The 24,861-nt window shown below is 69.8% G+C and carries 24 protein-coding genes; 14 read left to right on the forward strand and 10 right to left on the reverse strand.

What is annotated here, in order from left to right:
* The first annotated feature begins 3 nt into the window (after positions 1-3).
* Genes AC3A6Y_RS09580 through AC3A6Y_RS09590 form a run of 3 tightly spaced genes read left to right on the forward strand, consistent with a single transcriptional unit; the run spans position 4 to position 2,707 of the window.
* Entirely contained in the window at positions 4-1,188 is a 1,185-nt protein-coding gene (locus tag AC3A6Y_RS09580) for a COX15/CtaA family protein (protein WP_487867998.1), read from the forward strand.
* Positions 1,185-2,090 carry a heme o synthase gene (cyoE, locus tag AC3A6Y_RS09585; protein ID WP_487867999.1) on the forward strand — a complete coding sequence of 302 codons (906 nt, stop codon included), beginning with the start codon at positions 1,185-1,187 and terminating at the stop codon, positions 2,088-2,090. The genes AC3A6Y_RS09580 and cyoE overlap by 4 nt, the downstream gene beginning before the upstream one ends.
* 8 nt (positions 2,091-2,098) lie before the next feature.
* A complete protein-coding gene (locus tag AC3A6Y_RS09590; RefSeq protein WP_487869038.1) occupies positions 2,099-2,707 on the forward strand; it encodes an SCO family protein in 609 nt (202 codons plus the stop codon).
* A gap of 90 nt (positions 2,708-2,797) precedes the next feature.
* Here AC3A6Y_RS09590 and rpoH read toward each other — a convergent pair whose 3' ends face one another.
* From rpoH to ftsY, 3 genes are all read right to left on the reverse strand, one after another.
* Positions 2,798-3,733: an RNA polymerase sigma factor RpoH gene (gene rpoH / locus AC3A6Y_RS09595; protein ID WP_487868000.1), complete on the reverse strand. Its 936-nt coding sequence runs from the start codon at positions 3,731-3,733 to the stop codon at positions 2,798-2,800.
* A 161-nt stretch (positions 3,734-3,894) separates the two neighbouring features.
* Positions 3,895-4,356, reverse strand: coding sequence for an Mpo1 family 2-hydroxy fatty acid dioxygenase (locus tag AC3A6Y_RS09600; protein WP_487868001.1), 462 nt, complete (start codon positions 4,354-4,356; stop codon positions 3,895-3,897).
* A gap of 61 nt (positions 4,357-4,417) precedes the next feature.
* On the reverse strand, positions 4,418-5,605 hold the full coding sequence (ftsY, locus tag AC3A6Y_RS09605; protein WP_487868002.1) for a signal recognition particle-docking protein FtsY: 1,188 nt from the start codon (positions 5,603-5,605) through the stop codon (positions 4,418-4,420).
* 29 nt (positions 5,606-5,634) lie between these two features.
* Here ftsY and AC3A6Y_RS09610 point away from each other — a divergent pair, with 29 nt between their 5' ends.
* The 9 genes from AC3A6Y_RS09610 (at position 5,635) to pcp (ending at position 13,601) form a co-directional block, all read left to right on the forward strand.
* Positions 5,635-7,095 carry a M16 family metallopeptidase gene (locus tag AC3A6Y_RS09610; protein WP_487868003.1) on the forward strand — a complete coding sequence of 487 codons (1,461 nt, stop codon included), beginning with the start codon at positions 5,635-5,637 and terminating at the stop codon, positions 7,093-7,095.
* Between the two features lie 20 nt (positions 7,096-7,115).
* Positions 7,116-8,456 carry a M16 family metallopeptidase gene (locus AC3A6Y_RS09615; protein WP_487868004.1) on the forward strand — a complete coding sequence of 447 codons (1,341 nt, stop codon included), beginning with the start codon at positions 7,116-7,118 and terminating at the stop codon, positions 8,454-8,456.
* Between the two features lie 61 nt (positions 8,457-8,517).
* On the forward strand, positions 8,518-9,333 hold the full coding sequence (locus tag AC3A6Y_RS09620) for a TIGR00266 family protein (RefSeq protein WP_487868005.1): 816 nt from the start codon (positions 8,518-8,520) through the stop codon (positions 9,331-9,333).
* Entirely contained in the window at positions 9,326-9,976 is a 651-nt protein-coding gene (locus AC3A6Y_RS09625; RefSeq protein WP_487868006.1) for an RsmD family RNA methyltransferase, read from the forward strand. Before AC3A6Y_RS09620 ends, AC3A6Y_RS09625 begins: the two co-directional genes overlap by 8 nt.
* Positions 9,977-10,011: 35 nt before the next feature.
* On the forward strand, positions 10,012-10,515 hold the full coding sequence (coaD, locus tag AC3A6Y_RS09630) for a pantetheine-phosphate adenylyltransferase (RefSeq protein WP_487868007.1): 504 nt from the start codon (positions 10,012-10,014) through the stop codon (positions 10,513-10,515).
* On the forward strand, positions 10,512-11,168 hold the full coding sequence (pxpB, locus tag AC3A6Y_RS09635; RefSeq protein ID WP_487868008.1) for a 5-oxoprolinase subunit PxpB: 657 nt from the start codon (positions 10,512-10,514) through the stop codon (positions 11,166-11,168). Before coaD ends, pxpB begins: the two co-directional genes overlap by 4 nt.
* Positions 11,165-12,208, forward strand: a complete 1,044-nt coding sequence (locus AC3A6Y_RS09640; protein ID WP_487868009.1) for a 5-oxoprolinase subunit C family protein — start codon at positions 11,165-11,167, stop codon at positions 12,206-12,208. The genes pxpB and AC3A6Y_RS09640 overlap by 4 nt, the downstream gene beginning before the upstream one ends.
* Positions 12,198-12,938 carry a 5-oxoprolinase subunit PxpA gene (gene pxpA, locus AC3A6Y_RS09645; RefSeq protein WP_309968056.1) on the forward strand — a complete coding sequence of 247 codons (741 nt, stop codon included), beginning with the start codon at positions 12,198-12,200 and terminating at the stop codon, positions 12,936-12,938. The genes AC3A6Y_RS09640 and pxpA overlap by 11 nt, the downstream gene beginning before the upstream one ends.
* A 12-nt stretch (positions 12,939-12,950) precedes the next feature.
* Positions 12,951-13,601, forward strand: a complete 651-nt coding sequence (gene pcp, locus AC3A6Y_RS09650) for a pyroglutamyl-peptidase I (RefSeq protein WP_487868010.1) — start codon at positions 12,951-12,953, stop codon at positions 13,599-13,601.
* Here the strand turns inward: pcp and AC3A6Y_RS09655 are convergent.
* Positions 13,598-14,308 (reverse strand): alpha/beta fold hydrolase, encoded by a 711-nt coding sequence (locus AC3A6Y_RS09655; RefSeq protein ID WP_487868011.1) that lies wholly within the window; start codon positions 14,306-14,308, stop codon positions 13,598-13,600. The genes pcp and AC3A6Y_RS09655 overlap by 4 nt on opposite strands.
* Positions 14,309-14,388: 80 nt before the next feature.
* On the opposite strand from AC3A6Y_RS09655, the gene AC3A6Y_RS09660 reads away from it, so the two are divergent.
* Complete coding sequence (locus tag AC3A6Y_RS09660) at positions 14,389-15,060, forward strand: histidine phosphatase family protein (RefSeq protein WP_487868012.1); 672 nt, start codon at positions 14,389-14,391, stop codon at positions 15,058-15,060.
* On the opposite strand, the gene AC3A6Y_RS09665 is transcribed toward AC3A6Y_RS09660, so the two are convergent.
* Positions 15,055-18,012: a transglycosylase domain-containing protein gene (locus AC3A6Y_RS09665; protein ID WP_487869039.1), complete on the reverse strand. Its 2,958-nt coding sequence runs from the start codon at positions 18,010-18,012 to the stop codon at positions 15,055-15,057. The genes AC3A6Y_RS09660 and AC3A6Y_RS09665 overlap by 6 nt on opposite strands.
* Positions 18,013-18,211: 199 nt before the next feature.
* Here AC3A6Y_RS09665 and AC3A6Y_RS09670 point away from each other — a divergent pair, with 199 nt between their 5' ends.
* Complete coding sequence (locus tag AC3A6Y_RS09670) at positions 18,212-18,574, forward strand: SPW repeat protein (protein WP_487868013.1); 363 nt, start codon at positions 18,212-18,214, stop codon at positions 18,572-18,574.
* 76 nt (positions 18,575-18,650) lie between these two features.
* Here AC3A6Y_RS09670 and AC3A6Y_RS09675 read toward each other — a convergent pair whose 3' ends face one another.
* From AC3A6Y_RS09675 to AC3A6Y_RS09695, 5 genes are all read right to left on the reverse strand, one after another.
* Positions 18,651-19,997: a tetratricopeptide repeat protein gene (locus AC3A6Y_RS09675; protein WP_487868014.1), complete on the reverse strand. Its 1,347-nt coding sequence runs from the start codon at positions 19,995-19,997 to the stop codon at positions 18,651-18,653.
* A 91-nt stretch (positions 19,998-20,088) separates the two neighbouring features.
* Positions 20,089-21,495, reverse strand: a complete 1,407-nt coding sequence (locus AC3A6Y_RS09680; RefSeq protein ID WP_487868015.1) for an amidase — start codon at positions 21,493-21,495, stop codon at positions 20,089-20,091.
* Positions 21,492-22,985 carry an ABC transporter substrate-binding protein gene (locus AC3A6Y_RS09685; protein ID WP_487868016.1) on the reverse strand — a complete coding sequence of 498 codons (1,494 nt, stop codon included), beginning with the start codon at positions 22,983-22,985 and terminating at the stop codon, positions 21,492-21,494. The genes AC3A6Y_RS09680 and AC3A6Y_RS09685 overlap by 4 nt, the downstream gene beginning before the upstream one ends.
* Before the next feature lie 85 nt (positions 22,986-23,070).
* Positions 23,071-23,874 carry an ATP-binding cassette domain-containing protein gene (locus AC3A6Y_RS09690; protein WP_487868017.1) on the reverse strand — a complete coding sequence of 268 codons (804 nt, stop codon included), beginning with the start codon at positions 23,872-23,874 and terminating at the stop codon, positions 23,071-23,073.
* On the reverse strand, positions 23,871-24,857 hold the full coding sequence (locus tag AC3A6Y_RS09695; protein WP_487868018.1) for an ABC transporter ATP-binding protein: 987 nt from the start codon (positions 24,855-24,857) through the stop codon (positions 23,871-23,873). The genes AC3A6Y_RS09690 and AC3A6Y_RS09695 overlap by 4 nt, the downstream gene beginning before the upstream one ends.
* Between the last annotated feature and the right edge of the window lie 4 nt (positions 24,858-24,861).

The raw sequence follows: 24,861 nt of genomic DNA on the forward strand, positions 1-24,861 counted from the left end.
CGCATGGACACGAACTCGCTCTACGACCTGACCCCCATCGCCTGGCTCCTGGCGGTCGGGGTGCTGCTCGCCCTCGGGCCGCTGCTCTGGGTCTGGCGCCGCAGCGCCGGCCATGGCGCGGCCCGGCGCCTGCACGTGCTGACCGTGCTCACCCTGTTCCTGACCTTCGACCTGACGCTGTTCGGCGCCTTCACGCGCCTGACGGATTCCGGCCTGGGCTGCCCCGACTGGCCCGGCTGCTACGGCAACGCGAGCCCCTTCGGCGCGCGCCACGACATCGCGGTGGCGCAGGCCGCGCAGCCCACCGGCCCGGTGACGCACAGCAAGGCGTGGGTGGAGATGGTGCATCGCTATCTGGCCACGGGCGTCGGTTTCCTGATCCTCGTACTCGCGGTGTCCACCTGGGTTGCGCGGAGGAACCAGCGGCAGGCCGAGCATGCGCGCGAGAGGCCGCTGAGCGCCTGGTGGCCGGCGGCCACGCTGGTGTGGGTCTGCCTGCAAGGCGCCTTCGGTGCGCTGACCGTGACCTGGAAGCTTTACCCTGCGATCGTCACCCTGCATCTTCTGGGCGCCGTGGTTTTGCTCGCGCTGCTCTGCATCCAGGCCGTGCGCTACCGGCAGGCGGCGGCGGAGCGGCTGCCCACGGCCATCCCTTCGGCGCTGCGCACGCTGCTGATCGTGGTGACGGTCCTGCTGCTGTTGCAGATCGCGCTCGGCGGCTGGGTCAGCACCAACTACGCGGTGCTGGCGTGCACCCAGTTCCCGACCTGCCAGGGCAGCTGGTGGCCCCCGATGAACTTTGCCGAGGGCTTCCACCTCTGGCGCTCGCTGGGCGAGGGTGCCGACGGTGCGCCCATCGACTTCGCGGCGCTTACCGCCATCCACTACGTGCACCGCCTCATGGCTTACCTGGTGTTCGTCGCGATCGGCCTGCTTGTTTGGCAGCTGCGCCGCATCGCACCGTTGCGGCCGCAGGCCCGATGGCTGGCAGGGCTGGCGCTGCTCCAATTGGCGACCGGCCTCGGCAATGTGCTGCTGGGCTGGCCCCTCGTGGCGGCCGTGCTGCATACCGGCGGCGCCGCGGCGCTCGCGGTGGTGCTGACCTGGACGCTGTGCGAAAGCCGGGGCGCGCGACGCGCCGTGTCCGCCGCTGCGCAGGAACGCCGCCGCGGGATGGAGGCTGCATGACCACGCCAGCCTCGGTCCACAGCCACAGCACCGCCAACGTGCTGCGCCAGTTCTACGCGCTGACCAAGCCTCGCGTGGTGCAGCTGATCGTGTTCTGCGCCCTGATCGGCATGGTGCTGGCCGTCCCCGGCCTGCCCAGCCTGGCCGCGCTGCAGCGCATCGTGGTGGCCTGCATCGGCATCTGGCTGGTGGCCGGTGCCGCGGCCGCCTTCAACTGCCTGGTCGAGAAGGGCATCGATGCCAAGATGAAGCGCACGGCCTGGCGGCCCACCGCCCGCGGCGAGCTCAGCGATCGTCAGGCCCTGCTGTTCTCGGCGGCACTGTGCGGGGCCGGCTCGGCGCTCCTGTGGTTTGCGGTGAATCCGCTCACCATGTGGCTCACTTTCGCGACCTTCGTCGGCTATGCCGTGATCTACACCGTGATCCTCAAGCCGCTGACGCCGCAGAACATCGTGATCGGCGGCGCCTCCGGCGCGATGCCGCCGGTGCTGGGCTGGGCCGCGATGACGGGCGAGGTGGGACCCGAGGCGCTGATCCTCTTCCTCATCATCTTCCTGTGGACGCCGCCCCATTTCTGGGCGCTCGCGCTCTACCGCGTGGAGGACTACCGCAAGGCGGGCCTGCCCATGCTGCCGGTGACGCACGGCAACGAGTTCACGCGGCTGCAGGTGCTGCTCTACACCTTTATTCTCTTCGCCGCCTGCCTCATGCCTTTCATCTACGGCATGAGCGGCTGGCTCTACCTGGCGGTCGCGGTGGCCGTGAGCATCGGCTTCACCGGCTATGCCCTGGCGCTCTGGCGCAAGTACTCGGACACGCTGGCGCGCAAGACTTTCCGCTTCTCGCTGATCCACCTGAGCGTGCTCTTTGCCGCGCTGCTGATCGACCACTACCTGCGATGAACAAATCCATGAACAAGCGGCACGCACTTCGACTGCTGGCCTGGACCGGGCTGGCGGCTGTCGCCGGCACGGCTCTCACGGCCTGCACGGACAGGAAGCCCAGCTTCAATGCCGTGGACATTACCGGCGCCGACTATGCCAAGGGCTTTACCCTGGCCGATGCCGACGGCCGGCAGCGGACGCTGGCCGACTTCAAGGGCAAGGTGGTCGTGATGTTCTTCGGCTATGCGCAGTGCCCCGACGTCTGCCCGACCACCATGACCGAGATGGCGCAGGTGAAGCAGCAGCTGGGCAGCGACGGCGACAAGCTGCAGGTGCTCTTCGTCACTGTCGATCCGGAGCGCGACACGCCCGCCGTGATGAAGGCCTACATGGGTGCCTTCGACCCGGCCTTCGTCGCGCTGATCCCGACGCCCGAGCAACTGGCCGCGCTGGCGAAGGACTACAAGGTTTACTACAAGAAGGTCGAGGGCAAGACGCCGACCAGCTATTCGATGGACCACTCGGCGGCCAGCTTCGTCTACGACACCGAGGGCCGGCTGCGGCTTTACGCGCGCTACGGCGCGGGCGTGCCGGCGATGGTGTCGGACCTCAGGGCCTTGCTGAAATCCGACTGAAGCGCCGGGCGCCGGACTCCGGGCAAGCGCCGGGCCCAAAGAAAAAGCCCGGGCGACGCCGGGCTTCGATGGGAAGAGGCGAACCGAGGCTCAGGCGAATTCCGCCAGCGCCTTCTTCATCTTCTTCATGGCCGCAACCTCGATCTGGCGGATGCGCTCGGCGCTCACGCCATAGACCGCGGCCAGGTCGTGCAGCGTCATGCCCCCCGAGCCGTCGTCGTTGACCTTGAGCCAGCGCTCTTCCACGATGCGGCGGCTGCGGTCGTCCAGCGTCGCGAGGGCGGTGGAGATGCCATCGGTCGACAGCCGGTCGCGCTGCCGCGATTCGATCTGCGCCGTGGGCTCCTGCGAGGCGTCGGCCAGGTAGGCGATAGGGCCGAAGGCGTCGTCGCCGTCGTCCGAGGGGCTGGGATCGAGCAGCACGTCGCCGCCGGACATGCGCGTTTCCATCTCGAGCACTTCCTCGGGCTTCACGTTCAGCCGGGTCGCCACCTGGGAGACCTCGTCCGCGCTCAGCGTGTCGCGGTGCGTGTCGCCGTCGGCGGAGTCGGCCTTGAAGCCCTGCTTCATGGAGCGCAGGTTGAAGAACAGCTTGCGCTGGGCCTTGGTCGTCGCGACCTTGACCATGCGCCAGTTCTTCAGGATGTACTCGTGGATCTCGGCCTTGATCCAGTGCATGGCGTAGCTCACCAGCCGCACGCCCTGGTCCGGGTCGAAGCGCTTGACGGCCTTCATCAGGCCGACGTTGCCTTCCTGGATCAGGTCGCCGTGCGGCAACCCGTAGCCCAGGTACTGGCGGGAAATCGAGATCACCAGGCGCAGGTGCGAGAGCACCAGCGCGCCCGCGGCTTCCAGGTCGTTGTGGTCGCGCAGCCGGCGCGCATAGCGCTGCTCTTCCTCCTGCGTCAGCAGGGGGAGCCGGTTGGCTGCGGAAATGTAGGCGTCCAGGTTACCCAGCGAAGGCACCATCGACCATGGATTGGCGAGGGCGAGCTGGTTGGCGGGGGCTCCGGACATTGCTGTCATTGGGCAAACTCCTTGGTTCAGGGGCATATTAGCACTCGGTTGGAGTGAGTGCTAAGCTAAGGGTTCCCCCTAATTTCAATGGCGTGAATAGGCTCAGCCTATCCTGCGCGGCTCCCACGCCAATAGGACGGCGCCGATTCCGCAGGCCCGGAAAGCAGGAATTACCAGCGGATGCCCAGGCGCAGGAAAAGCCTGGACAGCACGAACAGCGGCCCGACCCACAGGTACTGGATGTCTTCGAAGAAGGACGGCTTCTTGCCTTCGATCTTGTGGCCAATGAACTGGAAGATCCAGGCCACGACGAAGATGGCGGCAGAAATCGGGAGCACAAGGTCTCCCATCGCGTGCACGGCGGCGAGCGCCACGACGATGCAGACCCCCATCGCGATCAAGAAGGTCGCGGAGCGCAGCGTCAGGTAATAGACCCCGCTGGCCGCCACGAAGGCGTAGGCCACCCACGGATGCAGGGCATAGAGCAGGCCGACCAGGCTCAGCATGATCGCCGGGATGGCCATCATGTGGATCGCCTCGTTGGTCGGGTTCTGGTGGCTTTCGCCGTAGTGGGCGAGCAGGCGGTCGACCTTGCGGTCGGTGCCCGGCAGGGGCGTGGCGGCGCTGTGCATGGCGGTCTCCTGGAGGGCTCTGCGGCCCACGATGATGATGCCAGAAGCACCGGCGCCGGCGCTATCCCATGAGCGCCTGGGCGAATTCCCGCGCCTTGAAGGTCTCCAGGTCTTCCAGCTTCTCGCCGACGCCGATGAAATACACCGGAATCGGCCGCTCGCGCGCAATGGCGCAGAGCACGCCGCCCTTGGCCGTGCCGTCCAGCTTGGTGATGATCAGGCCTGTCAAGCCGAGCGCCTCGTCGAAGGCCCTGACCTGTGCCAGAGCGTTCTGGCCCGTGTTCCCGTCGATGACCAGCAGCAGCTCGTGCGGCGCCGTGGCGTCGGCGCGCGTGACCACCCGCTTGATCTTCTTGAGCTCGTCCATCAGGTGCAACTGGGTCGGCAGGCGGCCGGCGGTGTCGACCAGAACCACGTCCTTGCCGCGCGCCTTGCCGGCATTCACCGCGTCGAAGCTCACGGCAGCCGGATCGCCACCTTCCTGGCTCACGATCTCGACCGTGTTGCGGTCGGCCCAGACCAGCAGCTGTTCCCGCGCCGCGGCGCGAAAGGTGTCGGCCGCTGCCAGCAGCACCGAGGCGCCCTCGTTGGACAGGTGCTTGGTCAGCTTGCCGATCGAGGTGGTCTTGCCGGCGCCATTGACGCCCGCCACCATGATCACCGTGGGCGTGTGCTCGCCGATCACCAGCGCCTTTTCCAGCGGGCGCAGCAAATCGGCGATGGCGTCGGCCAGCAGCACCTTGACCTGCGAGGCTTCGGTCGCCATGTTGCTGCGCACGCGGCGGCGCAGATCCTCCAGGAGGTATTCGGTGGCCTTGACGCCCGTGTCGGCCATCAGCAGGGCTTCTTCGAGCTCCTCGTACAGGGTGTCGTCGATCTGGGCGTTGACGAAGGCGGCGGTGATGCTGTTGCCGGTCTTGCGCAGGCCAGTCTTGAGCTTGCTGAGCCAGCCACTGCGTTCGGGCGCCGGAGCGTCCGCGGGCGGTGGCGGTGGCACCGGCACCGGCACCGGCACCGGAACCGGCGTCTCGGCGATCGGGACGGGTACATCGACGGGCGAGGCGACGGCCGGCGCGGCGGGAGCGGGAGCGGGAGCGGGGGCGGGCGGCTCGGCCGGCCTGCCGCCGAACCAGCTGGATGGCGAGAGCAGCGACCTGGCGGGCGCCGACGGCTCCGCGGGCGTCTCGGCCGGCGCGGCGGCCGGTGTGTCGCTGTCGGCTGGCGGCTTTTTCTTGAAGAAACTGAACATCGGGGGGTTTTTACAATCCGACCCATTCTATGAAACACCCCTCGCCACGCCGCGCTGCGTCTGGTGCGGTGCTGGCCTCGGTGCTGATGGCGCCCTGGGCCGGGACCGCCCAGGCGCAGACACTCCCATTGGACGCTCCCGCCGCCGCTTCTGCGGCCGTCCAGCCGATCCAGGCCCGCCAATTCACCCTCGCCAACGGCATGACGCTGATCGTCAAGCCCGACCGCCGCGCGCCGACGGCGGTGCAGATGCTCTGGGTGCGGGTCGGCTCCTTCGACGAGGTCGACGGCACCTCGGGCGTTGCGCATGTGCTCGAGCACATGATGTTCAAGGGCAGCAAGGCGTTGAAGCCCGGCGAGTTCTCGCGCCGCGTCGCGGCGCTGGGCGGGCGCGAAAACGCCTTCACCACGCGCGACTACACCGGCTACTACCAGCAGATCCCGGCCGACAAGCTGGAGCAGGTGATGGCCCTGGAGTCCGATCGCTTCGCCAGCAACCAATGGCCCGACGAGGAGTTCAAGCGCGAGATCGAGGTCGTCAAGGAAGAGCGCCGCCTGCGCACCGAGGACCAGCCCCGAGCGCTGCTCGGCGAGCAGCAGAACGCCGCCATCTTCATCGCCTCGCCCTACCATCGCCCGATCGTCGGCTGGATGAGCGACCTCGACGCGATGACGCCGGCCGACGCGCGCGCCTTCTTCCAGCGCTGGTACGTGCCCGCCAATGCGGCGGTGGTGATCGCCGGCGATGTCGATGTGGAACGCGTGCGCGCCCTGGCCGAGAAGTACTACGGCCGCATTCCCGCCCGTGCCGTGCCCGAGCGCAAGCCGCGCATCGAGCCGGCGCAGCGCGGCATCCGGCGCATCGAATTCAAGGCCCCGGCCGAGCAGGCCTACGTCTCGCTGGCTTTCCGCTCGCCGCAGATCCCGGCCACCGACCAGTTCGACGGCGCGAGCGATGTCTATGCGCTCACGGTGCTGTCGGCCGTGCTCGACGGCTATCCCGGTGCGCGGCTCGACCGCGCGCTCACCCAGGGCCCGGGCCGCGTCGCCGATTCGGCCGGCGCGTATGCCGGCTTCGTCGGCCGCGGCCCGCAGCTTTTCGTGCTCGATGGGGTGCCTGCCGACGGCAAGACGCCGGAGGTGGTGGAGGCCGCGCTGCGCGAGCAGGTGGCGAAGATCGCCCGCGAGGGCATCGGCGCGGCCGAGCTGGCCCGCGTCAAGACCCAGTGGACGGCCAGCGAGACCTACAAGCTCGATTCGGTGATGGCGCAGGCGCGCGAGCTCGGCAGCCACTGGGTCCAGGGCCTGCCGCTCGATGCCAGCGCACGAATCATCGCGCGCCTGCAGAAGGTGACGGCCGAAGAAGTGCAGGCGGTGGCCGCGAAATACTTCGGCGACGACCAACTGACGGCTGCCATCCTGCGGCCGCTGCCGCCCGATCCCCAGCGGCGCGCGCGCGGCTTCGCGGCGCCTGCGGGCGATTTGCGTTGAAGACCCGGAGCGGCCCCACCATGCTGAGCTTCAAGAACACCCGAACCCTGCTGTGCCTCGCATTGGCACTGGCCGGCGCTGCGGCGCAGGCGGCCGTGCCGATCGAGCACTGGACGCTGCCCAGCGGCGCCAAGGTCTATCTGGCGGCCACCGACGCCTTGCCCATCGTCGACGTGCAGATCGATTTCGATGCCGGCAGCCGGCGCGATCCACCGGCGCAATCCGGCCTGGCCGGCGTGACGGCCGGCATGGTCGAGAAAGGAATCCGCGCCAACGGCAGCGACCCGGCCATGGACCAGAACGCCCTGGGCGAAGCCTGGGCCGATCTGGGCGCCGACTTCGACGCCAGCGCCGGCGCCGACCGCATGAGCTTCTCGCTGCGCACGCTGTCCGAGCCGACCCTGCTGCACAAGGCGGTGCAGCTCGCGGCGCGCGAGATCGGCGAGCCGGCCTTCCCCGACGACGTATGGCAGCGCGAGCGCGAGCGCATCAACGCCTCGATCCGGGAAGCCAACACCAAGCCCGCGACCCTGGCGGCACGCACCTTCTCGCAGAACGTGTTCGGCGACCATCCCTATGGGCTGGACACGACCGAGGCCACCCTGGCGCGCATCGACACCGCGGCGATGCGGCAACGCTACGAGCAGCTGATCCTGCCTTGCCGCGCCAAGCTCAGCATCGTCGGCGCGGTCACGCGCGCGCAGGCGGAAACGATCGCGAACACGCTGCTGTCGCGCCTGCCTGCACCGGCGCGCGGCTGCGCCGCGCTGCCGCCGGTGCCCGATGTCGTCCCCCTCGCCGCGCCCAAGGACGTGCGCCTGCCTTTCGATTCGGCGCAGGCCCACGTGTGGATCGGCCAGCCCGGCTACCCGCGCCGCGATCCGGACCATTTCGCGCTCACCCTCGGCAACTACATCCTCGGCGGCGGCGGCTTCGTCTCGCGCCTGACCGAGCAGGTGCGCGAGAAGCGCGGGCTGGCCTACAGCGTCTACAGCAGCTTCTCGCCGGGCCTGCACGCGGGCTCCTTCCGCATCGGCTTCCAGACCCGGCCCGACCAGGCGGCCGAGGCGGTGAAGGTCTCGCGCGAGGTGCTCGCCAGCTTCGTCGCCGAAGGGCCCACCGAGGCCGAGCTCAAGGCGGCCAAGGACAACCTGATCGGCGGCTTTCCGCTCCTGCTCGACAGCAATCGCAAGCTGCTCGGCAACGTGTCGAACATCGCCTGGAACGACCTGCCGCTCGACTACCTCGAGACCTGGACCGCGCGCATGAATGCGGTCACGGCGGCGGACGTCAAGGCCGCCTTCGCACGCAAGCTGCAGCCCGATCGCATGGTGACGGTGGTGGTCGGCGGCAAGCCCTGAGACCGCGCGCCGCCGCTTGGCTACCATCCTCGCCTCACAGCGCAACACGAGGAGCGACGAGATGGCGATGGATGTGGTGGACTACGAGATCCGCGGCGCGGAGATGCAGTTCGTCGAGGTCGAGCTGGACCCCGGCGAAGCGGCCATCGGCGAGGCCGGCAGCCTGATGTTCATGGACGGCGGTATCGGCATGGACACGGTCTTCGGCGACGGCTCGGCGCAGCAGGGCAGCGGCCTGTTCGGCAAGCTGCTGGGCGCGGGCAAGCGGCTGGTGACAGGCGAATCGCTCTTCACCACCGTCTACACCAACAACGCGCAGGACAAGCGCCGCGTGGCCTTCGCTGCGCCCTATCCCGGCAAGATCCTGCCGATGGACCTGAAAGCGCTGGGCGGTACGCTGATCTGCCAGAAGGATGCGTTCCTCTGCGCCGCGCGCGGCGTGAGCCTGGGCATCGCCTTCCAGCGCAAGCTCTCGGTCGGCTTCTTCGGCGGCGAGGGCTTCATCATGCAGAAGCTCGACGGCGACGGCCTGGCCTTCGTGCACGCCGGCGGCACGGTGGTCGAGCGCGAACTGGTGCCGGGCCAGACATTGATGGTGGACACCGGCTGCGTGGTGGCCTTCACGCCCAACGTCAACTTCGAGATCGAGTACGTGGGCAAGATCAAGACTGCCCTGTTCGGCGGGGAGGGCCTGTTCTTCGCCAAGCTCGGCGGCCCCGGCACCGTCTGGCTGCAGAGCCTGCCCTTCTCGCGCCTCGCCTCGCGCGTGTTCGCCGCTGCACCGCAGCGCGGCGGTTCGCGCGAAGAGGGCTCGGTGCTGGGCGGCTTCGGTGCCGGCGGGCTGCTGGGCGGCGTTCTGGGCGGTGACGATGAATAAGCGGGCACCGGCGCGCAGCGGCGTGAAATCGGCACCGAAGTCCGGCGAGCCGCGCCGCAACGAGGTCCGCATCATCGGCGGCCAGTGGAAGCGCACCCGCCTCGCGGTGGCCGACAAGCCCGGCTTGCGCCCCACGCCGGATCGCGTGCGCGAAACCCTGTTCAACTGGCTCGCCAGTCTTGCCGGGGCCGGCGGCGGCGAGCTGCCGGACTGGCACTGCATCGATGCCTTCGCGGGCACCGGAGCGCTCGGCTTGGAGGCCGCCTCGCGCGGCGCGGCCTCCGTGCTGCTGTGCGAGCAGGACGCAGCGCTGGTCGCCCAATTGCAGGCGTTGAAGACAAAGCTGGAGGCGGCCGCCGTGCGCATCGAACGCGGCAATGGCGTCACCGCCCTCGAACGTGCGGCGCCGGGCAGCCTGCATGTCGTGTTCCTCGACCCGCCATTCGAGAACACGGCCCTCTACGGGCCCGCGCTGCGCGCCGCGGCGCGCGCGCTGCGGCCTGGAGGCGTGGTCTACCTCGAAGCGGCGCGCCGCTGGCCCGACGACGAACTGGCCGCCCTCGGCCTCGGCGTGTTCCGGTATCTCAAGGCCGGCGCGGTCCATGCACATCTCTTGATACTTGCGACTGACAGCACTGCATAATCCGGCCGAAGCAGGCCGCACCAGGAGGAAGCAACATGTCCAGCAACGTCATCGCGGTGTACCCCGGCACCTTCGACCCCATGACGCTCGGCCACGAGGACGTGGTGCGACGGGCGACCCAGCTGTTCTCGAAGGTCATCGTCGCGGTGGCCGCGGGCCATCACAAGAAGGCGATGTTCACGCTGCAGGAGCGCATGGACATGGCGCGCCAGGCGGTGGCGCCTTTCAGCGACCAGGTCACGGTGGAGAGCTTTTCGGGACTGTTGCGCGACTTCGTGGTGGCGCGCGGCGGCAAGGCCATGGTGCGCGGCCTGCGCGCGGTGACCGACTTCGACTACGAGTTCCAGCTCGCCGGCATGAACCGCTCGCTGATGCCCGAGGTCGAGACCGTCTTCCTCACGCCCAGCGACAAATACCAGTTCATCTCCAGCACCTTCGTGCGCGAGATCGCAGTGCTCGGCGGCGAGGTCGACAAGTTCGTCTCGGCCAACGTGCAGGACAACCTGCTCGCCAAGGTACGCAGCCTGGGCCGCGAATGACCGCGGGGCCGCGCCTGCACCCCTTGGGCGACGCGGCATTGCTGTGCGAGCTGCCGGCGCCCGCGACACTGGCGCAGCAGCAGCAGATCTGGGCCCTGGCGAACCAGGCCCTGCAATGGCGCGGCGTGCGCGAGGTGCTGCCCGGCATGAACAACCTGAGCCTGCTCTTCGATCCCGAAGAGGTCGACGCGGCCGAGCTCGAGATGCAGGTCCTGTCGGCCTGGCCGCAGCTCGCGGGCACTGCGATCGAAGGGCGCGAGATCCGCATCCCGGTCGCGTATGGCGGCGAGGCCGGCCCCGACCTGGCCGTGGTGGCAGCCCACACCGGGCTCGCGCCGGCCGAGGTGGTGCGGCGCCACAGCGGGGCCGAGTACGTGGTCTACCTGCTGGGCTTTTTGCCGGGCTTCGGCTTTTTGGGCGGCCTGCCGCCGGAGCTGGCCACCCCACGGCGTGCCGAACCCCGCGTTGCGGTGCCGGCCCGCTCGGTCGGCATCGGCGGTGCGCAGACCGGCATCTATCCGCTGGTTTCACCGGGCGGCTGGCAGCTGATCGGCCGCACGCCGCTCGAGCTCTTCGATCCGCGCGCCGCCGAGCCCACCCTGCTGCGGCCGGGCGACCGCGTGCGCTTCGTCGTCGAAAGCGCCGAGCTGTGAGGGCCGACGGCGCCCTCACGATCTTGCGCGCCGGCTTGCTGGCTTCCGTGCAGGACCTGGGCCGCTACGGGCATCGGCAGCAAGGCATCTGCCCGGGCGGCGCGCTCGATGCGCTCGGGCTCACGCTGGCGAACCGGCTGGTGGGCAACGGCGACAACGCGGCCGGCCTCGAGCTCACCCTGGGCGGGTGCGAAATCCGCTTCGAGGTGCCCACCCGCATCGCCCTGGCCGGCGATGATTTCGGCGCACGGCTCGATGGTGCGCCCCTGTGGCCCTGCTGGAGCGTTCCGGTGCAGCCGGGCCAGGTGCTGCGGCTCGGACCAGCGAACGAATGGAGTGCGAAAGCGGGTCTGCGCAGCTGGCTCGCCATCGCAGGGGGCATCGACGTGCCGCCGGTCATCGGCTCGCGCAGCACCGACCTCAAGGCCGGCTTCGGCGGCCATCTGGGGCGCGCACTCAGAAAGGGCGATCGCCTTCCCCTGGGCGTGCCGAGCCTGGATGCGGCGTGCCTGGCGCGGCGCGCCTTCGGCCTGCGCGCACCCGCCTGGGAGCAGGAGGCGGACGGCGCCGTCGTCCTGCGCGTCATGCCCGGCCCCGAGTTCGAGCAGTTCACGCTCGCTGCGCGCGAACAGCTGTGGGGCGCCGCCTGGCGCATCACGCCCCAGAGCAATCGCATGGGCAATCGCCTGGAGGGCCCCGAGCTCAAGCGCAAGCGCAATGCCGACATGCTGTCCTCGGCCGTGATCCCGGGCACGATCCAGGTGCCGCCCTCGGGGCAGCCGATCATCCTGATGGGCGATGCCCAGACCACCGGCGGCTACCCGCGCATCGGCGTGGTGATCCGCGCCGATCTGTGGAAGCTCGCGCGGGCGCCGCTCAACGGGCGCCTGCGCCTGGCGGAGGTCGATGCCGCGGCCGCCCTGCAGGCCTGGGCCCAACTGCGGCACTACCTCGCTCAGCTCGGGCAATCCCTGGCGGCTGCGGGCTGGCCGCTGCCGGCGCAAAATCCGGCCGAAGGAGAAAGCCACCATGCGGATTGACCTCAACGCCGACCTCGGCGAAGGCTGCGACAACGACGAGGCGCTGCTCAAGCTCGTGAGCTCGGCCAACATCGCCTGCGGCTGGCATGCGGGCGATGCGAAGACCATGCGCCAGTGCGTGCGCTGGGCCCTCGACAACGGCGTCGCGATCGGCGCGCATCCCAGCTTCCCGGACCGCGAGAACTTCGGCCGCAGCGAGATGCAGCTGCCGCCCGAGGAGATCGTCGCGGGCGTGCTCTACCAGGTCGGCGCGCTGGCCGCCATCGTCAAGGCCGAGGGCGGCACGCTGGCGCATGTCAAGCCGCACGGCGCGCTCTACAACCAGGCGGTGAAGGAGCCGGCGCTGGCCGAGGCCTTGTGCGAGGCGGTGCGGCGTTTCGACCCCGGCCTTCGCTTCTTCGGCCTCGCCGGCAGCGGGATGATCGGCGCCGCCGAACGCGCGGGCCTGAAGCCGGTCGAGGAGGTGTTCGCCGACCGCGGCTACATGCCCGACGGCAGCCTGGTGCCGCGCAGCCGTCCCGGCGCCCTCATCGAAGACGAAGAGCAGTCGCTGGCGCAGACGCTGTCGCTGGTGCGCGATCACCGCGTCACCGCGATCGACGGCACGGTGGTGAAGGTCAACGCGCAAACCGTCTGCCTGCACGGCGACGGCGCGCATGCCCTGGCCTTTGCCCGCCGCATCCGCGAGCGCCTCGAGAGCGAGGGCATCACCGTCGCCGCGACGGCCTGAGCACGCTTTGCAGTGAACGTGCTGCTGACGGGCTTCGAGCCCTTCGACAAGGAAGCGCTCAATCCCTCGTGGGAAGCAGTGAGTGCGCTCCAGGGCTGGCGCTGCGAAGGCGCCGTGGTGCACGCCCGCCGCGTTCCCTGCGTCTTCGGCGCCGCGCTGCGCGAGCTCGACGCGGCCATCGACGCGCTGCAGCCGCAGCTGGTCATCGGCGTCGGCCAGGCCGGCGGGCGCAGCGAGATCACGCCGGAGCGCGTGGCGATCAACGTCGACGATGGCCGCATCTGCGACAACGCGGGCTGCCAGCCCATCGACGTGCCGGTGGTGGCCGGCGCGCCGGCGGCTTACTTTTCCACGCTGCCGATCAAGGCCATGGTGCGCGACTTGCGCGCGGGCGGCATTCCTGCTGCGGTGTCGAACAGCGCCGGCACCTTCGTGTGCAACCATCTCTTCTTCGGCCTCATGCACCGCATCGTGACGCGGCCCGTGGCTGCGGGCGTGCGCGGCGGGTTCATCCACATCCCCTACCTGCCCGAGCAGGCGGCGCGCTTTCCCGGGGCGCCGAGCATGGCGCTCGACACCGTGATCGCCGCGTTGCGCATCGCCGTCGCCACGGCGCTCGTGGTGCGCGAGGATGTGCGCGAGACCGGCGGCCAGTTGAGCTAGAGCGACTGCAGCTGCCGCTGCAGCCACGGCACCAGCGCGGCGTTGACCTCTGCGGGCTTCTCCATCGTCAGCATGTGGCCGCAGGTCCGGATCCACACCAGCTCGGCTTGCGGCACCAGCTCCGCGATCTCCTGCGAGCATTCGGGCGGCGTCAGGCGATCGCCGTCGCCGCAGATCACGAGCACCGGGCAGCGCAGCGACGGGAGCGACGGACGCTGATCGGGCCGCTCCATCAGCGCGCGGTTCTGCCTGATGAGCTGCCGCGCGCCCGCGTCCAGCACCAGCTCCACATAGCGCCGCACCAGCGCCGCATCGCCCGCCTGCTCGGGATGAAAGGCGAAGCCAGCATTGAACTGGATCACGTCGCGCGCCTCGCCTTGCTCGAAGAGTTCGATCGCCGAGCTGCGCAGCTCGTACATCTCGGGCGTCTCGGGCCGCGGATTGGTGCCCAGCAGCGCGAGGCCCACGATGCGCTCGGGTGCCTGGCGCGCGGCCTCCATCGCGATCATGCCGCCCATCGAGGCGCCGCAGAGGATCAGCGGGCCTTCGTGTTCGCTCAGCACGGCCGCGGCCATGGCCTCGATGCGCTCGTGGCGCATGTGGGCGTCGCTCACGCGAACGTCGATACCGGAGGGCAGGGCGGGCAGCTGCGCTTCCCAGAGGCGCTCGTCGCAGGCGAGCCCGGGCAACAGGACAAGACGGGGCATGGGCCGATTCTCTGCGATCGGCGCGCCGATGCCCGATGCCGCTGCGCCGACATCTATTGCGAAGACAATAGCCCCACTCCATGTCCACCGAACTCATCCTGATCCGCCACGGCGAAACCGACTGGAATCGCGAGCTGCGCTTCCAGGGCCACATCGACGTTCCCCTCAACGACACCGGCCACGAGCAGGCACGCCGGCTCGGCCTGCGGCTCGCGCGCGAATCGGTCCAGTTCCTCGTCAGCAGCGACCTCATGCGCGCGCAGCAGACCGCCGCGCCGGCCGCGCAGCAGCTCGGGCTCGACATCGTCGGTTCGGTGGCGCTGCGCGAGCAGAGCTTCGGCATCGTCGAAGGCATGAACGCCGAAGAGATCCAGCGCCTGCATCCGCGCGCATGGGAAGACTGGCTCCAGTTCAACGAGGACCATCGCATGCCCGAGGGCGAGTCGCCGCGCGAGTTTCACGCACGCGTCATCGAAGTCCTGGGCCGCATCGCAGCCGCGCACCAGCAGCAGACCGTGATGGTGGTGACGCACGGCGGCGTGCTCGACATGGTCTGGCGCACGGTGAAGGGCCTGGGCCTCAACGGACCGCGCCAGAGCGCGATTCCCAATGCAGGCTTCAACCGCATCCGCATCGCCGACGCCGCGAGGCCTGCGCAGATCGAGATCATCGACTGGGCCGACACGGCGCACCTCGACGGCCTGCCGGCACAGCCCAGTTACGACCAGGGGCGCCATCTGCGCAAGTCATGAACCTCGATCGGCGGCGCAGCCCTCGCGCAGGAGCACCGGCAGCAGCTGCGGCGCCATCGACTTCAGCAGCTGCACCGGCAGCGCACTGGTGAAGCGGTAGCGCGCCGCATGCGGCTCGCGCACGTAGGCCACGAGCGTGCCGAAGTAGCGGTCGCCCAACGTGAAGACGAAGGTGGCCGTGCGTTCGACCTTGCGCTCGGCGATCACGCGTCCGCCGCGTCCGATCACCTGGAAGCGGTGGTCGCCGGTGCCGGTCTTGCCGGCGATCTCGATGGCCTGCCCCTTCGCATCCCGGACTGCCTCCTTGAGGCGGCGTGCGGTCCCGTTGTTCACCACGTCGAGCAGCGCGCGGCGCGCGGCCTGCGCCACCTCCGGCGCCAGCAGCTGTTGCGGCGCCTCGCCGCGCTGCTCGAGGCGTGTCTCGTAAGGCATGTCGCGTGCGAAGTGCAGCGCGCTCACGCGTTGCTGCGGCAGCCGCCGGCCGTCGTTGGCCAGGATGCCCATCAATTCGGCCAGGGCCCCCGGCCTGTCGCCCGAGGCGCCGATCGCGCTCGCGTACGAAGGCGTCAGCGAGGCGAACGGATAGCCCAGGCGCTGCCATGAGCGGTGGATCTGGGCGAAGGCATCGCGCTCGATCAACTCGCGGATGCGCCGATCCTGCGCACTCTTGTGGCGCGTCCTGAAGAGCCAGGCGTAAGCGTCCTGCCGCTCCTGCACGCTTGCGTCCAGCGCCTCGGCCAAGCTCGCGCCGGGGTGGCGCCGCAGGTAGCCGACCAGCCAGAGCTCCAGCGGATGGACGCCCGCCACGTAGCCGCGATCGGCCAGGGAGAGGGCCGCGTAGGTCTTGTGCATCGTGCGCAGCGCGCGCGGCGAACCGGGCCCGCGTCCGAGGCGCTGCGTGAGCAGTTCTTCGAGCTGCGCCTCGCTGGCCTGGGGCTCGAGGGTGAACAGCACGCTCGCGAGGCGCGGCGCCGAGGGGCGCACGCCCTTCAGCAGCAGCCTTTCGGCCTCGGCAGGCGACTTGCCCGCGTACTTCCGATAAAAGCGCGTCAGATAGGCCGAGCCTTCGCGGTCGGCGAAGAACACCAGCATCTCCCGCCGGCCCGGGTCCGAAGGATCTTCCAGCATGCTGCGCCCGGCCGCCTCGTCGCCGTACATCCGGTGGCGCACGATGTCGCGCATCACGCGGATGAACACCAGGTTGACCGAGTGCCTGAAGGCTTCCTGCACCGTCATCGGCCCGCCGCGTGTGCGATCGAAATTGCTGAAGCTGTGCAGGCCGCCGCCGGTGAAGAAGGCCTCTCCCTCGCCTGCCGAGTAGCGGCGCTGCATGGCCGCCTCCAGCATCGCAGCGAGGCTGCGATCCCGGGTGCGCAGCAGGTAGTCGCGCGCCCAGGCGCCCAGCGGATCGCGCTTGCTCGGCGTCCATGCGGCGATGGCGGACGCATCGCGCCCGGCCCAGCGCTCGTGCAGCTCGGCGACGAGCTCGAGGTAGCTCACCAGCGTGCGCAGCTTGGCCGTGGAGCCGAGGTCCAGGCGCGCGCCCTGGTTCACGTCGAAGGGCTGGTCGATGTTGTCGGCCTGGATGCGCGGCAGGTTGGCGTGCGCGCCGCGCTCGTACAGCGTGAAGCTGTAGACCAGGTGGCGCGGGTCGTCGCCGGGGTCGAGCAGGTGATGGCCGTACAGCCCCGCCGCCTTGGCGCCTGCCGGCGTGCGCAGTGCGGCGAGCGCGCCTGCCGCGATCGCCTGCGCCTCGCTGTCCATGCTGCCGTCCACCTCGAGGTCGAGCCGCTCGAGATCGTAGGCACGCGGCACGCCGAGCAGGGCGGACACTTCGCCGCGCACGGCGTTCAAGCCCTTGCGCTCGACGAAGTCGGGCCGCGGCGTGGCCGGCCGCCCGGCCTGCCGCTGCAGGGTGACTTGCAGCGCCGCATCGCGCAGGGAGGGCGCGATCACGCCCGCCTCGGCCATCAGCCGCAGGTAGCTGTCGGTGAGCCGCGCCAGGCTCTCGCCGTTGTTCAGCAGGTGCTGGGAGGGCCGGCGCTGCGCGATCATCAGCGACAGCGCCTGCTTGAAGGCCTCGGCCTGGCGCCGCAGCACCTCGTCGGAGGGGGGCGCTCCCTCCGCGTTGTCGGACAGCAGCCGGTTGACTTCGCGCACGTCTCGGCCGTACCAGGCCCACAGGCCGTCGCCAAGGCCATGCACCTCGCCGAAACCGGGCCGCGCGGCCAGCGGCACCGTGTCCAGATAGTCGACCACCACCTGGCGCCGCCGCGCCTGCGTGTCCTCGCCTTCCTGGTAGGCGCGCAGCGAGGCCGACGCCATCTGGCGCAGCTTGTCGCCGATCGACTGGGTGCGGCCCTGGGGCGAGTGGCGGTACTTCTCGATCTGGGTGGCCAGCGTGCTTCCGCCGGACGCCGATTGCCGCGCGCCGACCGCCCGGTGCAGCTGCTCCAGCGTCGCCTTCGCGAAGCGCTCCGGGTCGACCGCCGGATTGCGCTGGGCCGGTTGCGCGTCCAGCAGGTGGCGGTCTTCGACGAAGAGCAGCGCGTCCACCAGCAGCGGCGGGACCTCCTCGAAACGCTCGTACACGCGCTCGGGCACGCGCGTTTGCGACAGGGTGCGGGCGCGGCAGTCGCGCACCGTCAGGCCGGCCTGGTTCTTCTCGCGGTACGGGCCGTAGAGGCTGTGTTCGTGCAGCTCGATCAGCCGCGGCGACATGCGGGCCTGCTGCGTCACCTCGTAGCCGCGGGCCTCCAGGCGCTCGATGAACCGGGGCAGCTGGCGATAGCCGAGCCGCTCGTCGTAGGGTCCTGAACGCGGGAAGCGGATGGTGTCGCTGGGACCGGCCTCCATGCTGAAGCGTGCATCGCGCCCCAAGTCGCGCCAAAAGGCCGACTGCAGCCTCGAAGTCCTGAGCTCGTCCACGGTGACGGCGACGAGCGCAGCCATCGCGGCGAGCCCCGCGCCGAGCCAGAAGACCGTCCTGAGCCTTGCCACGCCTGCCTCGCTGTGAGCCCGTACCGTGGGTTCTTCAGCCCGGATGATGCTCCTTTCGCGACGATTTGTGGGGGAACGGACGCGCCCGGAACCTGCGAATGGGCGCAACGCTCCAAGCAGGACCGGCTTCCGCCGGCAGGAGGTATGAACCATGTTCCAGCTGAAACATTGGCAAGACCCTGTGAACGGGGCGCTGGGTGTCTGGCTGCTTCTTTCACCGTGGATCCTCGGCTATGACGGCCACGCGGCCGCGATGCCCAATGCGGTGATCGTCGGCATCGCGCTGATCGCCGCCGCACTCGGCGCCATGCTGCTTCCCCGCGCCTGGGAAGAGTGGACCGAAGCGGCGCTCGGCCTGTGGCTGATGGCATCGCCCTGGGTGCTGCGCTTCAACGGCAATGCCGACGCCATGCTCACCGCGGTCATCACGGGCCTGGTGGTGCTGGTGCTTGCGGCGTGGACGCTGTTGACCGACGAGGAATACAGCCGCTGGTGGCACCGGGCCGCGCACTGAGCGCAGTCCGGGGTTTTAGGCGGGGCGCACCAATCGCCCAGCGCCACGGCCACGAGGGGATGGGCCCCTCGGGAGATCAGGCGGGCGTGGCATTGGAAACCAGTTGCGGCAGTCGCAGTGCCGCGTAGACCGCGTCGGCTTGGCGCCGCAGGCGCAGCGACTCCGGCTGGGCGTTGACCTGCTGCTGCAGCAGCCCCTGGGCGCTCGCCAGCGCGGCTGGGGTGCCGCTGGCGATCAGTGCATCGAGGTACAGCTGCTCGAAAAGGTCCCGCTGCGCATGGCTGCCGCCGATTTCCATCAGGCGCGGCAGCGCCAGGCCTAGCCCTTCGATGGCGCCGGCGGCGTCGCCGCGCGCGTGGGCCAGCAGGCCGCGCGCAGCCGGCACGGCGACGCGCTGCCAGGCGGCCCGCGTCGAAAGCGGGGCCCGCGGCGCGAAAGCCTCGATATGGAGAAGCAGGCGTTCGGCCTCGGGCTGGCCGGCGCGTGCCAGTCCGTAGAGGTATTGCAGGTCGAGGAAGGGCAGCACGTGATCGTCGAGGCGTTGCGCCAGGTAGCCGGCCAGCGCCTGCCAGCGCTCGCCCACGTCGATGCCCGCGAGCTCGAGCCGCGCCAGCAGCGACACGGCACCGATCTGGTCCTGCGAATACTCCTTGACCACGCCCCAGACCTGCTCGTCGTAGACCGCGAGCGCCTCCGCATCGCGGCCGAGGTCGATGAGGAACAGCGCCACGTGCCACCAGTTGTGGGTGACCATGAAGGAGTTGAGGCCGACCCAGGTATCGCTCACGCCCCGCATGAAATCCAGGCCCTCGGCGAGCCGGCCCTCGGTCAGCATCACATGGCCGAGCGCATGGTGGGCCCAGGGCTCCTTGCGCTCCATCGCGATCGCACGGCGCGCGCTGGCCTCGGCCTCGCGCATCCGGTGGCATTGCTCATAGCCGAAGGCCGCCATGCCGTGCAGGTAGGGCACGTCTGCGGCGGTCGGCAGCGCCGCCAGCGCGAGCCGCAGCATGCCGGGACAGTCGCCGATGTTGAAGCAGTGGTACTGCCCCAGCTTGAGCGAGGCCAGGTCGCGCGGGTGCTCGCGGGCCTGCTCCTGATGCAAGGCGATCGCACGCGCGATGTCGCCCTCGGCCCAGGCCGCGATCGCCTCGATGTAGCGCCGCTCGCGTGGGGTGGCGCGCACGGCGCCGGCCTGCGCGCGTTCGATGAAGGGGCGCGCATTGGCGGCTGCATCGCGCGACTCGGCGAAGAGGTGCAGCGTCGCGCAGTAGGCCTGCACGAGGGGGCTGTCGTCCTCCGCTGCCGAGAGGACGTCGGCGGCGCGCGCCTCGCAGGCGATGAAGCCCTCGACGAAGTCGTTGACCGCGCGTTGGCTGGCTGGGTCGGCGAGGGTGATCGGATTGCCCAGGCTGTCTTGCATGGGCGCATTGTGCCCAGACACCGGCCTCGCGTTCGCGATGCGTGCACGCGAACTGCTGGCTCCCAGCCCGTTTTGGAATGCCGGACGCGCTTCAGGCGCCGGGCGGCTGCGGCCAGGGCCGTTGCGGTCCGCGGATCAGCTCGAAGGCCCGCGAGACCTTCAGCACGCCCAGGTCGTCGAAGCGATGGCCCGCGATCTGCAGGCCGATCGGCAGGCCTGCGCGGCTGTAGCCGCAGTTGATCGACGCCGCCGGCTGCTCCGACATGTTGAAGGGCACGGTGAAGCCGATGTGCTCCAGCGGCCGCAGCGGATCGTTGGTGGGCGAGGGCAGTTCGGCGTCGGACGGCAGGTTGGGCGCGGTGGGCGAGATGACGTAATCGACCTTCGCACAGGCCGACACCGCCGCCACGCGCGTCGCGTGGAACTGGCTGAAGGCCCGGAACACATGCTCGCCGCTGAAGCCGGCTGCGCTCTCGGCCCAGGCGCGGACGTAGGGCAGCACCTTGGCACGCCGCTCCGCCGGCAAGGCATTGATGTCCACCAGCGAGCGCATGCGCCAGAGGTGGTCCATCCCGTCGAGCATGGCCTGCGACATGAAGGGCTGCAGGATCTCCACGGCGGCACCAGCCCGCTCGAAGAGGCGGGCCGCTTCCTCGACGGCCGCACGGATCTCGGCGTCGACAGCGAGGCCGCAGCCCGCGTCGAGCAGCAGGCCGACGCGCAGGCCGCGCAGATGCTCCGCGCCCACATCGAAGGACGACCAGGCGATGTCCTGCGCCGGCAGGCTCATGCTGTCGCGCGCGTCGGGCTGGGCCAGCACCTGCATCATGAGTGCGGCGTCGGCGACGCTGCGCGTCATCGGACCGGCGGCGCGGCCCATGTAGGGCGGGTCGATCGGGATGCGGCCCAGGCTGGGCTTGAGCGTGAAGATGCCGCACCAGCTGGCCGGCAGCCTGAGCGAGCCGCCGATGTCGGTGCCGATGTGCAGCGGGCCGTAGCCGGCCGCCGCGGCGGCGCCGGCGCCGGCGCTCGAACCTCCCGGCGTCTTCGTCAGGTCCCAGGGGTTGCGCGCCAGCGTGTGGAAGCTCGAAAGGCCGGAGGACAGCATGCCGTAGTCGGGCATGGTGGTCTTCGAGACGATCACCGCGCCCGCTTCCTTCAGCCGCGCGGCCGGCGGCGCGTCGGTGGCTGCAGGCCGCAGCTCGACCGCTGCCGTGCCGGCGGGCATCGGGTCGCCGCGGGTGGCGATGTTTTCCTTGATCGTGGTCGGCACGCCGTCGAGCAGGCCCAGCGGCTCGCCGCGTCGCCAGCGCGCCTCGGAGGCGCGCGCCTGCTCGAGCGCGGCCTCGGGACGCAGCAGCCAGGTGGCCTGCAGCTTCGGTTCCCAGCGCGCGATGTGGTCGAGCACCGCGCGCGTGACCTCGACCGGCGAGAGGCTGGCGTTGCGGTAGGCGTCGAGCAGCTCCCGTGCCGACAGGTCGTGCAGCGCCTTGCTCACGACCAGGACAGCGCGGCAAGGTCGTTGACGAAGATCGGGCTTTCCTTCCAGAGCCCCTTGACGCCCTTCTTGGCGACGCTGGGAAATTGGGGCTGATAGAGGAATCCGTTCGCTGCGTCGGTGGCCAGCAGCTTCTGCGCATCCCCCAGGAGCTTGTTGCGCTCGGCCTCGTTGGCGGTGCTCTTGATCTTCGCGTAGAGGGCCGTGAATTCCTTGGAGTCGTAGCCCCAGTAGTAGTCCGGCTTGGCGTAGTTGCCCAGATCGAAGGGCTCGACGTGCGACACGATGGTGAGGTCGTAGTCGTGTGCGCCGCCGTAGGTGTTGCTGAGCCATTGCGCCCATTCGACGTTCTGGATCTTCACGTTGATGCCGATCTTGGCAAGCTCGGCCGCGATCACTTCCCCGCCTTGGCGCGCATAGGGCGGCGGCGGCAGCGTCATCGTGAGCTCGAGCGGCGTCTTCACGCCCGCTTCGGCCAGCAGTTTCTTGGCCTTCTCGACGTCGTAGGGGTTGATGGCAGTGGTATCCACATAGCCGGGCGCGCCGGGCACGTAGTGGCTGCCGATGGGTGTGCCGAAGCCGTCTGCGGCGCCCTCGATCACCGCCTTGCGGTCGATCGCGGCGAGGATGGCGCGGCGCACGCGCACATCGTTGAGCGGCTTCTTCTTGCTGTTGATCGCCAGGATGGTCTTGGCGCGCGAGCCGCCCTGGATGACCTGGAACTGCGGATTGTTCTTGAACTGCGCCACCGCGCGCGTGCCGATGGGCTTGAACACGTCGACATCGCCCGCCATCAGCGCTGCCGCCTGCGCGGCGGTGTCGGAAATGAACCGGAAGGTGACGCGCCGGAGCTTGGCCTCAGCGGGATTGCGATAGCCGTCCCACTTGCTCACGACGACCGAGGAGCCCTTGGCCCAGCTGTCGAGCTTGTACGGCCCGGTGCCGACGGGCTTGGTGGCATTGGTGTCCGCGCTCTTGGGCTCGACGATGATGGCCGTCGCCTGGCCCAGCAGGAAGGGCAGGTCGGGATCGATCTCCTTGTTGATCAGCACCACCGTGTGGTCGTCGACCACCTGCGTGCTCAGGTTGGCGAAGGTGCGCTTGTCCTTGTTCGTGCTCTTTTCGGCGCCGGCGCGATCGAAGGAGAACTTGACGGCCTGCGCGTTGAACGGCTCGCCGTTCTGGAACTTCACGCCGCGGCGCAGCTTGAAGGTGTAGGTCCTGAGGTCGGGCGAGACCTCCCAGCTCTCGGCCAGGAGTGGCGTCACCTTGCCGTCGGCATTGATCTTCGTCAGCGTCTCGTAGATGTTGTAGTGGGTGATTTCCGCGATGGCGGATGCCGCGCCGGTGGTCGGGTCCAGGCCCGGCGGCTCGAGCGTCATGCCGATCACCAACGTGTCCTTGCGGCCCTGGGCCAGCGCGCCCTGCGGCAGGGAGAGCGGCACGGCAGCGAGCGCGGCGGTGGTCAGGAGGGTACGGCGTTTCAACATGGTCGAGGCTCCAGGCAAAAGCTGAGAAGGGGAAAGACGACGTTACATCATGCGCGGGCGGCGCGTGCTCGGGGGAAGCACCTGCTCAGGCGAGCGCCGCGGGCTCGGCGCGCGGCACCGCCGCGAGCAGGGCCTGCGTGTAGGGGTGCTCTGCATGCGCGAACAGCTGTTGCGGTGCGCCGCGCTCGACGATGAGGCCGCGGTGCAGCACGCAGACCTCGTCGCACAGGTGGTTGACCACCGCAAGGTCGTGGCTGATCAGCAGGTAGCTGATGCCGAACTTCTGCTGCAGCTCCTGCATCAGGTTCAGCACCTGGGCCTGCACCGAGACGTCGAGCGCGCTCACCGGCTCGTCGGCAACGATGAGCTTGGGTCGCGTGATCAGCGCGCGGGCGATCGCGATGCGCTGGCGCTGGCCGCCGGAGAACTCGTGCGGGTACTTGTCGAGGTCGCCGCTGCGCAGCCCCACGGCAGCCAGCGATTCGCCGGCGCGCTCGCGCTGCTCGGCGCGGCTGGTCTCGGCCAGCGCTTCCAGCGGCTCGGCGACGATGCGTGCCACGGTCTGGCGCGGGTCCAGCGAGCCGTAGGGGTCCTGGAACACCATCTGCACATCGCGGCGCGCGGCGCGCAACTCTTGTCTGGGCAGGGCATGCAGGTCGCGTCCGAGGAGCTTCACCTTGCCCGCCGTCGGCGCGTCGAGCGCCATCACCAGGCGCGCGATGGTCGACTTGCCCGAGCCCGACTCGCCGACGATGCCCATGCTGCGCCCCGGCTGCAGGCTGAAGCTCACGCCGTTGAGTGCCTTGACCGTGGGCGGTGGACCGAAGAGTCGCTCGCGCGGCAGGTTGTAGTGCCGGACCAGGTCGTCGACTTCGAGAAGCAGGCTCATGCGGGCGCTCCCTGCGCGATCACCTCGCCCAGGCGGATGCAGCGCACCTCATGCCCGTGCGGCATGGGCGTGGGCGGCGGTCGCGTGGCGTGGCACTCGTCGATGGTGAAGCGGCAGCGTCCGGCAAAGGGGCAGCCGCCCGGCAGGTCGACCAGATCGGGCACGCTGCCGCGGATGGTGGACAGCTTCTGCCCACGCGCCGCGCCGAGCGCCGGCCGGGCGGCGAACAGGCCCTGCGTGTAGGGGTGGGCGCGCTCGGCAAAGACGGCCGCCGTCGGCCCGCTCTCGACCACGCTGCCGCCGTACATCACCAGCATCTTCGAGACGTTCTGCGCGATCACGCCCAGGTCGTGCGAAATCAGGATCAGCGCCATGCCGCGCTCGTCCACCAGGCCCTGGATCAGCTCGAGGATCTGCTTCTGGATGGTCACGTCCAGCGCGGTGGTGGGCTCGTCGGCGATCAGCAGGTCCGGCCCGCAGGCCAGCGCCATCGCGATGCCGATGCGCTGGCGCTGCCCGCCCGAGAACTGGTGGGGGTAGGCATCGAGGCGCGAGGCCGCGTCGGGGATGCCGACGCGCTCCAGCAGGGCGAGCGCCTCCTTGCGGGCGTCGGCGCGCGACAGGCCGCGATGCAGCCGAAGAGGCTCGCCGACCTGGCGCGCGATGGTGTGGACCGGGTTCAGCGCCGTCATCGGCTCCTGGAAGATCATGCCGATGCGATTGCCGCGGATCTCGCACATCGCGCGCTCCGGCAGGCCGACGAGCTCGGTGCCGTCGAAGCGGATGCTGCCGGTGACCTTGGCGGTGGAAGGCAGCAGGCCCATCAGCGACTGCACCGTGATCGACTTCCCGCAGCCAGACTCGCCGACGATGCCCAGCGTCTCGCCGCGCTCGAGCATGAAGCCGATGCCGCGCACCGCCTCGGCCGGGCCGCGCTGCGTCTGCAGTTGGACATGGAGGTCATCGACTTCGAGCAGGGGCATGGGG

The organism is Variovorax sp. Soil_C_17 (assembly GCF_057657265.1).

What these genes read in the sequence shown, in the direction of transcription:
- AC3A6Y_RS09580 (WP_487867998.1), top strand. Translation starts at nt 4, where the DNA reads ATGGACACGAACTCGCTCTACGACCTGACCCCCATCGCCTGGCTCCTG.
- cyoE (WP_487867999.1), top strand. Translation starts at nt 1,185, where the DNA reads ATGACCACGCCAGCCTCGGTCCACAGCCACAGCACCGCCAACGTGCTG.
- AC3A6Y_RS09590 (WP_487869038.1), top strand. Translation starts at nt 2,099, where the DNA reads ATGAACAAGCGGCACGCACTTCGACTGCTGGCCTGGACCGGGCTGGCG.
- rpoH (WP_487868000.1), bottom strand. Translation starts at nt 3,733, where the DNA reads ATGACAGCAATGTCCGGAGCCCCCGCCAACCAGCTCGCCCTCGCCAAT.
- AC3A6Y_RS09600 (WP_487868001.1), bottom strand. Translation starts at nt 4,356, where the DNA reads ATGCACAGCGCCGCCACGCCCCTGCCGGGCACCGACCGCAAGGTCGAC.
- ftsY (WP_487868002.1), bottom strand. Translation starts at nt 5,605, where the DNA reads ATGTTCAGTTTCTTCAAGAAAAAGCCGCCAGCCGACAGCGACACACCG.
- AC3A6Y_RS09610 (WP_487868003.1), top strand. Translation starts at nt 5,635, where the DNA reads ATGAAACACCCCTCGCCACGCCGCGCTGCGTCTGGTGCGGTGCTGGCC.
- AC3A6Y_RS09615 (WP_487868004.1), top strand. Translation starts at nt 7,116, where the DNA reads ATGCTGAGCTTCAAGAACACCCGAACCCTGCTGTGCCTCGCATTGGCA.
- AC3A6Y_RS09620 (WP_487868005.1), top strand. Translation starts at nt 8,518, where the DNA reads ATGGCGATGGATGTGGTGGACTACGAGATCCGCGGCGCGGAGATGCAG.
- AC3A6Y_RS09625 (WP_487868006.1), top strand. Translation starts at nt 9,326, where the DNA reads ATGAATAAGCGGGCACCGGCGCGCAGCGGCGTGAAATCGGCACCGAAG.
- coaD (WP_487868007.1), top strand. Translation starts at nt 10,012, where the DNA reads ATGTCCAGCAACGTCATCGCGGTGTACCCCGGCACCTTCGACCCCATG.
- pxpB (WP_487868008.1), top strand. Translation starts at nt 10,512, where the DNA reads ATGACCGCGGGGCCGCGCCTGCACCCCTTGGGCGACGCGGCATTGCTG.
- pxpA (WP_309968056.1), top strand. Translation starts at nt 12,198, where the DNA reads ATGCGGATTGACCTCAACGCCGACCTCGGCGAAGGCTGCGACAACGAC.
- AC3A6Y_RS09655 (WP_487868011.1), bottom strand. Translation starts at nt 14,308, where the DNA reads ATGCCCCGTCTTGTCCTGTTGCCCGGGCTCGCCTGCGACGAGCGCCTC.
- AC3A6Y_RS09660 (WP_487868012.1), top strand. Translation starts at nt 14,389, where the DNA reads ATGTCCACCGAACTCATCCTGATCCGCCACGGCGAAACCGACTGGAAT.
- AC3A6Y_RS09665 (WP_487869039.1), bottom strand. Translation starts at nt 18,012, where the DNA reads ATGGCTGCGCTCGTCGCCGTCACCGTGGACGAGCTCAGGACTTCGAGG.
- AC3A6Y_RS09670 (WP_487868013.1), top strand. Translation starts at nt 18,212, where the DNA reads ATGTTCCAGCTGAAACATTGGCAAGACCCTGTGAACGGGGCGCTGGGT.
- AC3A6Y_RS09675 (WP_487868014.1), bottom strand. Translation starts at nt 19,997, where the DNA reads ATGCAAGACAGCCTGGGCAATCCGATCACCCTCGCCGACCCAGCCAGC.
- AC3A6Y_RS09685 (WP_487868016.1), bottom strand. Translation starts at nt 22,985, where the DNA reads ATGTTGAAACGCCGTACCCTCCTGACCACCGCCGCGCTCGCTGCCGTG.
- AC3A6Y_RS09690 (WP_487868017.1), bottom strand. Translation starts at nt 23,874, where the DNA reads ATGAGCCTGCTTCTCGAAGTCGACGACCTGGTCCGGCACTACAACCTG.
- AC3A6Y_RS09695 (WP_487868018.1), bottom strand. Translation starts at nt 24,857, where the DNA reads ATGCCCCTGCTCGAAGTCGATGACCTCCATGTCCAACTGCAGACGCAG.